Source organism: Chryseobacterium sp. MYb7 (assembly GCF_002979455.1).
Classification (GTDB): Bacteria; Bacteroidota; Bacteroidia; order Flavobacteriales; family Weeksellaceae; genus Chryseobacterium.
The window spans coordinates 1-15,046 of the sequence record NZ_PCOU01000032.1; the positions used below are offsets into that span (position 1 = coordinate 1).

A 15,046-nucleotide genomic window follows, 5' to 3' on the forward strand; every position below is an offset into this window, starting at 1 on the left:
TTAGCGACTCTAATTTCCTAATCCCTTTTTTTATTTCAAATAAAAAATATAATTTTTGAAAAAGTCAAGATGACTTCATTCTTTTATTCTATTAATATGAGGTTCAGTTGCTAAATTAAACTTCCGCTGTAGCATTGGTCCATAATGTATTTTTAATTGAACATACTCTCTTATTTCTTCTTTTATTTCAGCTTTTGTAGATTTTGGTTTCGTTTTAGAGTTGCCTAATCTAGAGTTAGAACTGTAAAATGTAGGATTTTGATTCAGCTTTTCTAAGATCAATTTTTGATTCTCTAGTACCTTATCAATTTTTTCATATAGTTTGCTAAAATTATCATCCATAATGTATCTCTGTTAAGGTTAAAGTAAAGTAGTATCACGAATAGGAAATATTATTTGTTAGCTCTCTTGTGTTGATTCTGTATAATTTTATTAATTGATTTTAAGGAGAATTCTACAACGTTTTTTTCTATTGGAAGTCTGATATTTTTTTGATTTTTAAAGTGGAGAACATAAGATTAATAAGCAATATCTATACTAAACAGGCCAATATATTCGTTTAAGCGGAACTAAAGCTTTTGTTTCTATATCTAAATTTTCATAATTATTTAGTAATAATTCTACTAACCAATCTAAGTCAATTAAAGTAATTGCAACATTAGCTCTTTCTGCTTCATGTCGGGCATCTTTACTAAAACCTGATGTACTTACGAAAATCCCTTTGTTATAGTCCCTCATACCTCCGATAAAGCCCCTAATATCAGATGTTCCAATCTTCTCACGGGTTCTTTTCTTTACTTCGACTTTTATTCGAGGCTCTTCCATTCCTAACTCATCTGGAGAAACAATGATATCACTTCCAAAATCAGAAGTAGATGGTGTCATTCGTGTTTTGTATCCAATTCCTCTTAGAATACCTGCAACCAATTTTTCAGTGTCCTGCCAGCTTAGATTCGCTATAATGTCTTTGATGAATTCCTGAGATTTATACTGTACATCTTCTTTTAATTCTTCCAGTTTTTCAGGTTCTTCTTCAAGGTTTTGTTTTTCCTCTAATACGATTTCTTCCTCTGAAGCATTCTCAGGGTTTGAACTAATTAAATCCTTCCAAACATCAGAACCAATTTCAAAAGTCGTAAGGACTGATCCAAGTGTATTCTTACTTCCTGTTGAAAGAACATCTCTACCTGTAGGTTCTGGCATCCAATTGACTCGATGAATATGATGGAAAGTTAAGGTTGTATCAAAGTCATAATCAGATGTAATTTCACCCAGATAATAATTTCGGCTAGTTGAATCGTACGTAACAACTTTGTCTCCAACTTTTATTTCTTTTGCGAATCTCCAAACCTGAGAGGTATTCTGATTGATTCTCCCTACACTGTCTTCGGGATATGTTTTGATATAAAGTTGTTTTAGATTATCATAAGATATATTGTTAGGAACTTGTCCTAAATCATTCCAACCAATTGCTACAAAACCCCATGCTAAGAACTCATCAACTAAATATCCTCCACTACCAGCACGAACCATCCATATTTTATAGTTTTCTTCCATTCAATTTTTTAATTTCCTAAATTACTTTTCTTAATACTTCCTGAATTATTAGATAATGAGTTTTCATTGCCCGTATTTATTGAGTTTCCATCACCATTATTATTAATGATAGTTTGATGCATAATGCCTGTTATTTCTTCGTTTTTGAACTTTAAATCCTGTATCTCAACACTTTCACCAAATTCAGTTTCAATTGCAAGCATAAAGTCAAGTAACTTACTTCTAACATTTGAGATAATGTCAACAATGCTTGATCGAGAAAGTAACTTATTACAAGATATAATACTCAAATAAGGATTTCCCATTGCTTGCCAATTTTGTTCTATAATATGGACTATCTCTGGTCTGACGGGAATACTTAAGTTTCCATCAAACTGAAGTAAACTTTCTAAGGCACTTACACTATCTTGAAAGCTCGAACACCTAAGTGAGCTTTCAAACTCCTTATCAAGATTTATTGTGGGTATTTCATAATTTGTATATTTCATATTTCCGTTTAATACATTTCCTTTTAATGCATTCCAAATATTCTTCCTATACTCAGGTAAATCTTCCTCACTATTATAACCTGACAGTTCAGCATTAGTCCATTTCAAAAGCTCCTGATTTCCTATTCTACTGGCTAAAACTTTTGTTTTTAATAAAGCTCCATTTAAGGAGCTTTTATCATCTATTAGTTCATTTACTATTTGACTTATTAAATTCATAATATATTTTTAAGCTCCCATTCCAAGATAGGCTTTTATCAAAGAAGCCAATAAATTAGCAGTAACCGCTGTCCCTATTTTTCCTATACCATTTAAAGATTTATTTAAAATTCCAGAGATCCAATTGTTCGCTTTCGGGCCTAGTCTATCATTTTCTATGTCTGGCTGTTCCTCAGCAATTATTGTGGTGATTTCCTGAATGTCTACCTCATCAATTCCGTGCCCTCTAAGTTCATCCTGAAGTTTTGCTAAATCTCCTTTATTGATCTGAACTTTGTTGTCAATTTGATTGTGGTCACCTGTATTAATTAAGTTACCATCTCCTGTGTTGTTAATTGTTGTACTCATATAATTATTTATTGTTTGATTATTAGCCTCTGAATTTTCATTAAACGTTTCAATTTCAATAGAATATCCAAACTCTTTTGCGATATTCATTACAAAATCTAAAAGCTTTGTTCTAATTGCATTTGGTATCGCAACTACAATATTTTTATTAGCGTTTACACTTGCTGCAATTACATCAATTCTGGTGTTTGATTTGTATAATTTTCTTGCAGGTTCCTGTAAAATATGTAACATTTCCATAGGGAAAGTCACCCCAATTTCTCCCGAATCTTCCTCTGAAATTTCTTTTGCTAACTTTTCAATAGAAGCAATTCCTTCTCTAACTTTTAAATATTGGAAAATTTCATTATAGGGCTCTTCTAACATTGAAGCAGGTAATATACCAAAATGTCTTTCTGGATAGGCTTGGATGGTTATTCTTAACGTTCCTGCTGCTCTTCTGTATTTAGGAATGTCATCATCAGGTGCATAACCATTTAATTCTTTATTAGTATAATTAATTAACTCTTGATTATCTATCTGCCGTCCAAAATACGCAAGCTTCATTAATGCAGTGGATAAGGACTTCTCTGTGTTAACAATGTCTTCAATTACCTCTTGTAAAGGAAAAGTTATTTTCATGTATTTTAGTTTTTATGTATCTACAATTTGATATAAAATCAAATATTTATTATTTCAGCAATCTTGTATTTTCATATTCTGATCGTTCAGGTTTCAAAGGTACCAACCAATCTAAATATATTTCTTCGGACATACTGCTGTGATGACCAATTTAATAAATATGAATATATTCTTTATTTATTAAATCAAATAGTTCTTTAGCTTCTGGATTGCTTAATATAGTCAATAGATTTTAGTTGTTATGTTTTTGAACTTTATCAAATTTAATTAAAAAAGTCGTTTTTCAAAGAAGACTTTTTTGAGCAGACGCAAATTAAACTATCTATTCTTCAACAAAGTTCTGAGCAGGCTGTACAACGGAAATTTTACCACCAATAGAACATTGGCATGTTGAATTATCTAACAGTTCTTTTTTACCATCAATTTCAAAATCAGAGGTATTGTTCCACTTAATAGGTGAAGGAGTACAAGAAGATCTTAAAACACTGCATATTCCAAAAGGTTTAATATTAGTATTAGGCTGTTTGTCTTCTTCTGTAGCCTGTAGTTTTCCATCAATACTCATAAAGGATTGACTTGTTACTGTGAGTGGGGCTGGTGAAGCTCCTTTGTTACATTTTAGCTGGGTGGTATCAGTAATATGTTTAGCCATAATTAAAGCTATAAATTAATACTTACTTTTCAAATATTCTTGTTCATCACTAAAGAGATTTTTATACCAGTTTTCACTTTCTAATCTTACCTTATTTGCTAATTTGTGATCTATGAGTTCAGTTCCGTCATATATCCCTTCCATTTCAGTGTATTTTATCATATAAATATTATAAAGTTTATTTTGAACTTTTAACGTCATAAGATATACATCCTCATCGAAAGTGTTAAAAAACCATGTGAATATATATGATCTTGTTTTAATTTCATTTAAAGTAATCTTATGTAATTGGTTTAAGATGTCGTCTGGAATATCAGAGTAATTCTGTTTTAAAAAGTCAGACAGATGCTCTTTTATCCATTTTAACTCCTCATGATTAAATACCATTGGTGAAGGATTTATGAGTCTAATTCCATCAATATCTTTATATCCGCTACTTAGTTTTTCTGCTATATCATAATATCCACGTGCAGTATTGATATAATATGGTTCTTCCATAACTTTTAATTAACTATGAAAAGAAAATAACAATTGTTAAAGCAATTATAATTACTGCAATTACACCAATTGAGGTATAATTGACAAGTTTTTTATTTTCCAAAAAATTATCTGGTAATAAATTGATAAAGAGTATTTGCAGAAACAACACGATAAGGGTCATTATTCCACAAAATTGAGATGATAACTCTTCTTCAGCAGGGTCGTATCCATTACTATCCCATTCTTTTATAGGTATAAATTTTATAATATTTTCTAAATAGTCTTTGTTTTTATCTGCATATAAAAAAAGGAGAAGATATAAGAAGAAAAATATGAATATAGAAGCTACTAATCCTAATATGGTTAGTTTTTTATAATAAGTGGATATTTTAAAAATAAAATAGAGCAAAACAAAATAACCCAAAATAGAAAATGGGCTTGTAAGCGTAGAACTATCCACACTAGTAAGATAAAAAAAGCCTATCAAAAAAAGAATAAGAGTAGAGATACTCGACATACATAGAGCCCAGATAATATTATTTTTGTTTGCAAAAATTTTCAATTTTTCCATTTTTGATTATTTTTTTATATAAGTTTTCATATCATTGGGAACGCCAACTGGAGTAGTTCCTCCTTTTACAGGGTAACGTGCACCATCAAAATCAAATCTCCCCCCATCAATTAAAATTCTTTTTTTATCAATTTTTTGTAATGTATCGTATCTTTTAACATCCTCAGGTTTACGATTTTTTTTATTTAATAAATATTTATAACGATCATTTACTCTGGCTGGCTTTTTACCATCACCTGCTTCATAATACTCCATAAAGTCTAATTCATCAGAAGTATTTAATGTATCTTCATAATCTGACCTTGAACAATATGCATGTACCGTAGCACCTGTAGCATTTGCAAATTTTTGAGCCAAACTCTTTTCTCCTAATAATGGTAATGTTATTGTTTTATAAACTGCATGAGACATGGGAATCATTGTTGTTGGACTACTTTGTCCAGAATATTCCTCACCATCATAAACTTGTTTTTTAAGATTATTTTCTTCCTCAATCTCTAAATTACCTAACCCTGTTTTGCATGAAAAACTATATAGTTTTGCTGAATTAGAAAAAGCATTTTTATGTAGCTTAGAAGCAACTTTTTCATCCCAATCAAGCTTTTCATCACCACTGCTCCTATTAGTCAATCCCATAGCTAGTTTGCCTACAAATCCGTGGCAATATATAAAAACTCTTTCTACTAAACACTTCTCCCGAAGTTTTTTATCATCAGTTGTCTTGTCTTTATTTTTAGTGTTAATATAATTTATAGCTTCTTGATAACTAGCTATTTTGACAAAATTACATTCAGGAGCTAATTTTTGAAAAGCTTCTTTTGTTTTTGTTATTTGAGATTCAGTATATCCGTAAGTATACATCAGGATTGTCCAATTAAAATTAAATTCTTGATTTAATTTGACTCTTCTGATCCCCTGAAGAACAAACATGAATTTTCCGTTTGCTCCAGCATCGTTTTTCCAGTAATTCCTAGCGTTTTTAAGGAGTCCACTACCGTGTTGATACTTCTGTGGAGCTATTACTATTATATATTCTTTTCCAATATCATTATTCAGTACCTTATTTTCAAATTTTTTCTCGGTCCCCTTTATTGTTACTTTTTTTATCGAAAATACTGAGGTTGCTTTCTTTAATTGTTTTCCCATAAAAGAAGTTTTAACTATGTTTCACAATTTTCTTTAATAGAGCCTTTCCATCTTTATCAACTGCACCTGAGTAGGTATTCATGATTTTCTCTCCTTTTTCATCAGTTTCTTGAACATCAATACTAACTTCTTCTCCCTCTTTGGTGTTTCTGGTAATGACCTCGATACTGGCTTCTTCTTCCTTATACAATTTTTTTATTGCTTTTTCACCAGTATCATTTAACCAAAATACATCTACAATTGCAGGTTCTTTATCATAATCAAATACTCCTTGCTCAGGAAGTTTATTCATTTGTGGAGCTCTGTATTCGATCTTATCTTTAGCGGTCAATAATGAATTAGCTCCATATACATGCATTCTGTCTTTTGCTCCGAACTCAGTTTGCCCATCAGTATAACCAATGAATTTTTCCTTACCATAGAGGTCTAGATGTGCTTTTGCTGATATTTCAGTATTAGTTCCAGCATTGATAATGGTTTTCTTACCGCTGTCTTGACTAATCTCTTGTTTGGCAATAATCTTTATATTCTGCCCAACATTAGTATCCATATTCTTTCCTGCTTTGGTCTCGATATTCTCTTCAATATCAAACTTCAAGTTCTTAGACTTTATAGTAATGGTTTCAGGAGCGGTAATATTGATATTACTTCCTTCTGTATCAAACCTGAGTTCATTACCACTTTTATCAGTCAGTAAAATGCTTTCGTCCTCTGTGAAGACCAACCTATGACCACTTCGGGTCTGTAAAGATTTTACACGGTTGTCCATACCACCGCCTAAGCCTATGCCACCATGAAACATTCCACCCATTGCAAAAGGGAAATCTGGATTATGATATTCAAAGCCAACCATTACCTGATCTCCAATTTCTGGAATAGCTACAAAGCCTCTATTCTGGCTTACTGAACCTGTACCTCCAGCATCTGGACTCATCATTCTGATAAAATGGGTGGTATCATTCAACTGCCAGTCAAATCTTACCTGTATTCTTCCTTGGTTTAAAGGATCTGAATTTGAAATAACAGTTGCAATTTGTGGTTCAGCTTTTGGTATTATAAAATCAGGTTTAGGCATAAAGCCAGTTCCTTCGGCAATAGCTTCAAAATCTCCTGTATAATATCCTCTTGCATCCACCTCATGATTTACTTCAGTTATCATCAATGTAGTGAAGTGTGAAGTTTGGTTGCTATCTGGTTTTCTCATGGCTAGATCTGCTACACAGCCTGTATATAGAAATGGCACAGTTGTTTTTCCTGAAACTTTAAAAACATCTACCGCTTTACTCCCTCTTGCACTTTTTTGTGAATCATCTATATCAAGGAACATATTAGGATTTACAGGAGCAGGAGTCAATGAACGGGTTTTAAATATACTGTTGTTAAGTTCATAAGTTTCTGAGGATAATTCACCAAGATGCTTGATCTGATTATCAACACCAATCATCTTTGCGTGATTACTACTATTGTATCCAAAATATTCAGGCTTTATATGTATTGCATTTAATTCTATCTGCACATCATTGACATTACTGCCATCAATAAGCTTTATAGACTTTTCATGAGATGGTAACTTTCCGAAGTGTAGTATTTCTCCATCGTAATAGAATTGTTCTCCATAAGCTTCTGCAATTCTAGCAAGGTAATTATAATGGGTTTCGCAATATTGTGAACTATAATTGATGTAACTATTGTTTTGCGTATCTATTCTAATATCAAAATCATTGTTACCCACTGCCTCTTTAATTACTCTATCAGCAATAATGGAAGTATTCACAGGTTGATTTCCTCCAAAGCTTTGAGTATGTGGAGCAGAATCCATGAGTATTGTTGGGCTATTTCCTTTCAATACTATATTTCCCAGACTCATTTCCTCCTGACTAAATGCCACTTTCATAATAACTCCTACAAATGTTCTTTCAGGACTTTCGTTTTCCGGATCTTTGTATTTGAAAGTTACTGTCAGTCGTTTTCCAAAAAATTGTTTTGCTTGTTCTAAGCTATGGTTTTGTGTTTTATCTAATGAATCGTGCGCTAGAGTAAGTTCAAAGTAGTGGTGGGTTTTAGCGCTTTGTTGTAATCGGAAATGCTTAAAGTGGCTAATGGGCTTTCCATCAATCACAATGTCAAGCTTCACCACACGGTTAATGCCTGCTATATGATTCTCAGAAATTTTCTCAGCATTAGATCTATTTTTTTTCATGATGATTTGTGTGTTTTTATATCACTGAATGTAGATAAAAATAATGCCAAAACTAAACTTTTTTGACACTATTTCAAAAATTGTAGTAAAACTACGATTCAAATAACACTTATCTCTTATTTTATGATAGTACATTAAAATCAAAAAAATCTCCTTTTTTAAAGAAGATTCTCTAAATGACTTTTAAAGTACGTTTTTATTTTAGAAGATAAAATAATCATATTTACCAAAGCTGTTTTCGCTTGAAGTACCGTCAGAAACTTTACATTTAAAATAATTATGTGTAGAGGAATCAATTAAATCCCCAATAATTTCAGCGGTGGAATTTAAATAGAGCATATTCTTTAAATACTTGCTTCCCATTGATTTAACTGTTTTTATTTCGTTACCATTCAAGGTATTTAATTCTACAATCTGATTATTGTTAGTGGTGTATTTAAATCCATATAACTGTCCATTTTTTGAAATAGCTAAATTATCATACCCGAAATAGTTAAAAGATTCTGTATTCCCATTTGTAATATTAATTTTGTAAAGTGATTTTGTTGTATTGTTTTCACAAATAATGGTATTGGTAGTTTGTGAGAAAACAAAGTTTTTAAGATAATTACTTCCAACAGATTTCAATGTGGTAATTTCTGTTCCATTGGTTGGATTTAATTCTACAATACTGTTGTTGCTGTTATTGTATTTAAAGGCGTAAAGTTTATTTCCTCCAATAACAAAATCATCATATCCATTGTAGTTATACTTAGAAATTGTTCCATCAGAAACTTTTATTCTGTAGAACTTTTTAGTATTATTTTCGTTCACTTCTCCAAGTATTTCATCTGTATTGCTATAATATTTCGCAATTCTTAAATATTGATTTCCCAGATTAGCTATTGTTTTGATCTCACTACCATTATTAGGATTAAGTTGAACAACACTATTCGTTCCATTATCTATATATTTGAATGCAAATATTTTCTCTGTGATCGGTGTTTGCGATTCGTTGATTTCTTCATCAGTAGTTTTTGAACAGCTGATTAAAAGTGTACATAATCCCAAGATGATAGCTTTTTTCATAATTTTTGTTTTCATAATGTAAATTTTAAGATTCATAATTTATTTGTTGTTTTCTGTAATATTATTTTAAGGCGTTCCATTTTTTGGTAATATCAATGGTATCAGTAAAAGTATCTTTGGTATGGTTGATAATGTCCTCTGTACTAAAATCAAATATTGCTACTACTTTTTTGATTTTATATTCTTTGTAATGTGCAGGAATAAAGTCAGAATCTAATCCTCCGTGGTCGTCTATTTTTCTGATTTCATTGGGTTTCCATACTTTTTCAGTATCTCCGAAACCTGTCATAAGCCCACTATCATAATCTCTTTCGGTAATAATACTCCCGTTCTCCAATTCAAGCTGGACTTCTAAAGTTGTATAGACATCATCATAAATATTGGTGGAGTTATTCCGGGCTTCTCCTATAAAATTGTATTTATAGGAGTTACCATGTTTTTCAAAACCACTTTCGGTAATTTTTGTGATCGTAAATACTTTGTTTTGTTCGGGTTGTGAATTATTTCCTTTGGAATTACAGGAGAGGGTAGTGGAGAGAACTAATGTTGTAAATAGAGTAGTAATAGTTGTTTTCATAAGCTTATTTTGGGGTTAATTTTATAAGTTATTTTTCTTTTTTCCTTACTGAAACCCGTAATGATGATGTATGAAAACAAAACAGGCTTGAGACGTTTGTCTTTACCTGCCTTTGAGGGAGTCGAAGCCCTGTGTAACAAAGTAAAGCAACGCTCAAGCCCTAGCCTGAGCATTTTGCTAAACTCCTTTCTGTTACACTTTTAAATTTTCGACTTTTCAAAGGCAGAAATCAGTTTGCGAAATGCAATATGTTTTTTATCTAATTTTAAATATTTCTATTCTTATATATTTTTATTTGTTCGTTTACTGCCGTAAAGCTATTAATTTTAATATTTTCAAACAACAATTTTATGTTTTTATCTTAATAATAATTTAACATTCCTCAATCCTAATCAGTATAAAACTTAATTTAAGCGTTGTTCTCCGTTTAAAAATCGATTATCATTTCAGTTTGGATATTTGATGCCAAAAGTAATTTTAAAATGATCTATTTAACTAAAACTCTTTATAAGTTTCAATTGCAATATTTTTATCTATTAATTCAACAAGTTTGGTAACTAACTCTTTATCAGCTTTAGAAGCTTCAGTGCCAAAGATTATTTTTTCAATTTTTATATCAATAAAACATTGTTTTTCTGATATAACTCTGTATTCTTCTTCATATTCCCAATCTTTTATTTTGTTCAGAAAAACCTGTTTTTTTTCATCAAGTGTAATAGGTAGGTCATCAAAATGAGATAGCCCATCATAATTAACTTTTTGGATATTATATTTGTTATCATCAATTGTAAAACCAAGTGCCATTCCCCGATGTCCGTCTGCATAATGCGACCATAATAAATGACTTTTATAATTTGCACTGAAAGAACATATACTTATATGATCCTCGCTCTTTGGAGTTAATGTCACTCTTTTTTTTGTATCATCAAATGCATTGGAGGTAAATTGGCCCTCAAGATTATCGTTGAGACTTCTGAAATTCGAAGCATATAATCTTTGATTAACAATAATATCCAATAAATATTTGTAGTTACTAAAATTTCTGAATTTGTAAAAAGTCATATCTTAATATTTTCTATAGAGCTCAAAAATACTGTTTTCTCAACATTTAACGTTCAAGTATCTTGATTTCTACTCTATCTGTAATAGTGGTTGTTGCTAATAGATTCAATCTTTTGACATACTTCAAAAAATCTTTAATATTAATATATTTACCAATCTTTTGAATTTCAATGTATCCGTCATTCACTGCTTTTCTTTCTATTTCATCAAAGCTACTTCCATAAACATTCTCATCTACATATAATATGTTTATATGAATATTTTCTCCTGTCATTCCTAAGATTGTTTCATCTGAGAGTTCAAAACCAACGATAAACTTGTCCTCAATAGATATATTCATTTCCTCGCAAAAATCATCTAGAGTTATAATTCCATCCTTAAAATCTAGTTCTACTACACCTTTGCAGTCTCCATACTTTACTGAAACATTTTTTTCAATCTCTTTTAAATTTGACATATTCTTTAATTTTTATATTATTCAAACAAAGCTATACAGCTATTGCGACAAAACACGTCGCATTAAAATTTATTTTTCCTACAATCATGTTGTACCGTTCAAATTTATTCATGGACTTCGCTTAAGTTAAATAATCATAGGTTTGCAAACTATATTTAACAGGAGGTTAGGTTGTATTTCTTTCTAAGTTTATTTGTTCCTAAGTCTAGGATTTGTAGATAAACCCACGTTTCTTTGAGCTCTTCCTCTATAATAAAAAGACGCTGAAAGCAAACTTTATTTTCTTTATGAAATTTCTAACTTTTCTATATTGTTTTAAATAGTATATTTATCCATATTAGCATATTTAAAACTATGTTCTTTAATACTAATGATTTACAATTATATAAATTCTAAGTTTCCCCAAATATTTGAAAAATTTGTACAATTTATATTGCAGCAGCAAATAGCAAAAGACTTCAAACCTAATAATTATACTTATTTTTTATCACCTAATCTTATTAATAATTGGGGTAGTACTCATTCTGAGTATTTGGAGTTAAAACAAAAAGAATATAATAATTCAACTGTTGAACACCTTCGGTATTATGCTGGCTGGTTTTATTATAGTATTAATTTATTTTTGCGTACGGGTAAGGATAAATTTAATCAAACGGAAGGTTTAGAGTATATAATTAGGAGAGTTAATGGTATAAATGATGAAATTCACAAGTTTTCACTTGATGAAAATATTGTTGTTGTAAGGAGAATATCAAACTCTTTTCTACGAAATTACCTCCTCAATGGTAAACGTCTTAAAAAAGGAATTATCATTTCTGATAAAGCATTTTTGAGTACTTCTATTGATTTATCATACAGGAAAAACCTGAATAGTGACCATAAACCCCTGAATAGAGAAACTCTTATTTTTATAAAAGTTCCCAAGGGATGCAATTGTTTATACATTGAATCTGTAAGCAAAAGGGAAGAATATGAGTTATTGCTTCCTACTAATCTTAATTTAGTTATTGAGGAAAAATATAAAATCTTAAATAATTATGTGTTTTTTTCAAAAGTTCAGCTTTAATATATAACCATAGTTGAAATAAAAACCGCTGTATAGAATACAACGGCTCTGATTTTTAGTAAAATATCAATTGTTTTTTATTTATTATCTCTTTTTTCATACTGGTTATGGCTTATTTTTGTGAGATAATGGTATTCTGTAAGCCTTTTGAGGTATTTATCAATCGTTCTCTCGTGAACATTGATTCCCGCGTTTTTAGCAATCTCTACGGCGGTTTTTCGATCAAAGTTGTTAGGGAGGATGTTTAAAAACTTCTGTAATGTAGTATTAATCACATCATTGGTGTTTCTAATCAGCTTAAAAGCAAACTCCAAATGTTGATAAAAGGTATGGGATAATGACATTGTCATTTCGAAAACTTCATCACTGCAAATATGTATTCCGCCTATGGTATCAGCAGTATCCTCACTTTCTATAAGATTTAATATTGACAATACCATTGCTATCCTGAATGTGGTACTTCCTAATCTGAAAATATTCGCTGAAATGTCCTCACCTACAAAACAGCTCATTTCCTGTACTCTCTGCCTAAAGATTTCATTGAATTGCTTCCATTGGTGGTCTGTCAAATGAAATTCTATCGGAGTTTTCTGCTGTTCTATGAGCTTTTCCGCAAGATAATTCCCTGTTTCTTCGAGGACGGTATGAAGCGGTTTTTCGTTGGTTTGTACCGGAGAAACATCCCTCCATTTCGGAGTAGTCTGGAATACATAGTAAATAAATCGGCTAAATAGTCCGTTTTCTACCGAATTAATCAGCTTTTTCAGCTGATCGGGAGTGCCACTTAATGTAACCGCCAAACGGGGATCGTACAGCTCTAAATATTCTTTATTGGTTTTTCTTCTTAAGCTGATATGTTCGTGTTCATAGGCTTTTCTAAGGATATCAGAGAAGTTACCGAAGTCTGTTTCTAAGGTTTTCGTCAAAGTGTCTGCTTCGGTTTCGATGATAACGCCTTTTTCGCCGTTATCAGAGAGATGCTCTACAATTTGCGAACTGCTGCTATTGGCAGGAACTAAAACCGTTTTATACGGTGGTTTTTCTGGTTTTACCAAATCTTTTTCTTTGTTCGCTTTTCGGATGTTATAATCCTGCAAATCCATCTGATACTGTATTAATGCGTCTTCACTCTGTTGTTTAAGCATTTTATGAAGTGGTAGAATCAGCTGATGACAGTAGTTGAGCGCTCCTTTCCCCGATGCAGGTGGAGCAGAAATAAACGAGTACACCGCAGGATAATTTTTTTTCCTGTTGTAAATCCCCTGAATATCAATAATTCCGCTGATTACCGTTAGAAAACCGATGATAAAAATGTCTTTTTCTCGTTCTGAATCCATGTAGGATAATATCTCCTGCATAAATGAAGGAAGGCATTCTTTAACTACATGGCTTATATATGGAGAATCCAACTGAATACTACCATCTTTTTCAGGCAAAGCATTTTCAATCGTAGTGTTGGTTTTTGTTGCAATATCTTCTTTTTTCTCTGTATTTAGTTCTGTTTTGATAGTGTCTGCTTTAGTGATGATTGCTGTGTTATTTTCATTATTAACAGTTTTAGAGGAGCATTCTGTACTATCTTTAGATATGGGTTGGCTAACTGGCTGTTTTGCAGGTTTTTCTTTTTTAACCCAGCTCCCAAATTCTTCTGTACGCTCATAAGCACTGCTAATTGTAGCAATGATTTCTTCTTTTGGAAAATCGGCTTCTAAATAATGTTCCAAGCAGTAATTAATTACTTTTTCTTTGTCATAACCGTATCGGTTACAATTGCTTGCCAAGATGTAGATAAAGCGGTTTCTTGAGCCTTTTTCAAACAAAACTTTGTTGCCTGTATAACTAACCGTATATTTCATCTGATGTAAAAACTGCTGATCAGTATTTGTGTTATTGCCTGTATCTTTGTTGTTTTGCAAAGTTTCTTCTGATTCTCCTGAATGTGCGGATTGATCGGATACTTCGGATCCACAGTTGAATATTTCAGCATTAGGATTAAAATATGCTTCGGAATCATCGGATACATAGCATAATCGAGTGATATCATTGGTCTGTTCGTCAAATTCTACATTGAGATGTTGCTTGTAATAGTTAATCACCTGCTGATAACAGGCTTTATGTTGGTTTGGGTCTTTATTATCAGTAACTACGACGATTTTTAATCCCATTCCAGACGGAGAAATAAAGCACATCAAAGTCTGAGGTATTTTAATGATGATAGGCTTTAATCGTGTGATTTGTTCTTTGGTAAGGTTATCAATATCCAACACTACCACGCCTGTATACTCCACCATATTGTCTTTTTTCCTGTTTCTATCGGAATGAAATATTGCTGAGAATGTCATTCCGTACAGCTTCTTTTTGAGAGTATCGGCAAGGCTATAATTTCCTTGCTGGATGTGACTACGGATTTGCTCTATTTCTTTTTTATATTTTCCTGTTTTTATAGCTTCATAGAAAGCAAATAATGTCAGAAACTCGATGTGTTTAACGTGGTTTGCCCAAAGGTTGAACAATAATTTTAAAATCTTTTTCAT

The 15,046-nt window shown here is 31.4% G+C and carries 15 protein-coding genes; 1 reads left to right on the forward strand and 14 read right to left on the reverse strand.

The window, feature by feature from the left end:
- Positions 1–75: 75 nt before the first annotated feature.
- The 13 genes from CQ046_RS20105 to CQ046_RS20165 form a co-directional block, all read right to left on the reverse strand.
- Positions 76–342: a hypothetical protein gene (locus CQ046_RS20105; RefSeq protein WP_105703974.1), complete on the reverse strand. Its 267-nt coding sequence runs from the start codon at positions 340–342 to the stop codon at positions 76–78.
- A 195-nt stretch (positions 343–537) separates the two neighbouring features.
- Positions 538–1,557, reverse strand: coding sequence for a restriction endonuclease (locus CQ046_RS20110; RefSeq protein WP_105703975.1), 1,020 nt, complete (start codon positions 1,555–1,557; stop codon positions 538–540).
- 8 nt (positions 1,558–1,565) lie between these two features.
- Entirely contained in the window at positions 1,566–2,264 is a 699-nt protein-coding gene (locus CQ046_RS20115) for a hypothetical protein (protein ID WP_105703976.1), read from the reverse strand.
- 9 nt (positions 2,265–2,273) lie between these two features.
- Complete coding sequence (locus CQ046_RS20120; protein ID WP_105703977.1) at positions 2,274–3,233, reverse strand: hypothetical protein; 960 nt, start codon at positions 3,231–3,233, stop codon at positions 2,274–2,276.
- Between the two features lie 322 nt (positions 3,234–3,555).
- Positions 3,556–3,885 (reverse strand): DUF4280 domain-containing protein, encoded by a 330-nt coding sequence (locus CQ046_RS20125; RefSeq protein ID WP_105703978.1) that lies wholly within the window; start codon positions 3,883–3,885, stop codon positions 3,556–3,558.
- Positions 3,886–3,900: 15 nt separating this feature from the next.
- Positions 3,901–4,383, reverse strand: coding sequence for a hypothetical protein (locus CQ046_RS20130; RefSeq protein WP_105703979.1), 483 nt, complete (start codon positions 4,381–4,383; stop codon positions 3,901–3,903).
- 13 nt (positions 4,384–4,396) lie between these two features.
- Complete coding sequence (locus CQ046_RS20135) at positions 4,397–4,936, reverse strand: hypothetical protein (protein WP_123906658.1); 540 nt, start codon at positions 4,934–4,936, stop codon at positions 4,397–4,399.
- Positions 4,937–4,942: 6 nt separating this feature from the next.
- Entirely contained in the window at positions 4,943–6,082 is a 1,140-nt protein-coding gene (locus CQ046_RS20140; protein WP_105703981.1) for a hypothetical protein, read from the reverse strand.
- A gap of 10 nt (positions 6,083–6,092) precedes the next feature.
- Entirely contained in the window at positions 6,093–8,282 is a 2,190-nt protein-coding gene (locus CQ046_RS20145; protein ID WP_185126216.1) for a type VI secretion system Vgr family protein, read from the reverse strand.
- A gap of 201 nt (positions 8,283–8,483) precedes the next feature.
- Positions 8,484–9,365: a hypothetical protein gene (locus tag CQ046_RS20150; RefSeq protein WP_123906659.1), complete on the reverse strand. Its 882-nt coding sequence runs from the start codon at positions 9,363–9,365 to the stop codon at positions 8,484–8,486.
- A gap of 46 nt (positions 9,366–9,411) precedes the next feature.
- The gene (locus CQ046_RS20155; RefSeq protein ID WP_105703983.1) at positions 9,412–9,927 is read right to left on the reverse strand and encodes a hypothetical protein; all 516 of its coding nucleotides are present in this window, start codon (positions 9,925–9,927) and stop codon (positions 9,412–9,414) included.
- A gap of 495 nt (positions 9,928–10,422) precedes the next feature.
- Positions 10,423–10,989, reverse strand: coding sequence for a DUF2971 domain-containing protein (locus CQ046_RS20160; RefSeq protein WP_105703984.1), 567 nt, complete (start codon positions 10,987–10,989; stop codon positions 10,423–10,425).
- Positions 10,990–11,035: 46 nt separating this feature from the next.
- A complete protein-coding gene (locus CQ046_RS20165; RefSeq protein ID WP_105703985.1) occupies positions 11,036–11,446 on the reverse strand; it encodes a hypothetical protein in 411 nt (136 codons plus the stop codon).
- Positions 11,447–11,816: 370 nt separating this feature from the next.
- On the opposite strand from CQ046_RS20165, the gene CQ046_RS20170 reads away from it, so the two are divergent.
- Positions 11,817–12,512, forward strand: a complete 696-nt coding sequence (locus CQ046_RS20170) for an ADP-ribosyltransferase (RefSeq protein WP_105703986.1) — start codon at positions 11,817–11,819, stop codon at positions 12,510–12,512.
- 77 nt (positions 12,513–12,589) lie between these two features.
- On the opposite strand, the gene CQ046_RS20175 is transcribed toward CQ046_RS20170, so the two are convergent.
- A complete protein-coding gene (locus CQ046_RS20175) occupies positions 12,590–15,046 on the reverse strand; it encodes a DUF3987 domain-containing protein (RefSeq protein ID WP_105703987.1) in 2,457 nt (818 codons plus the stop codon).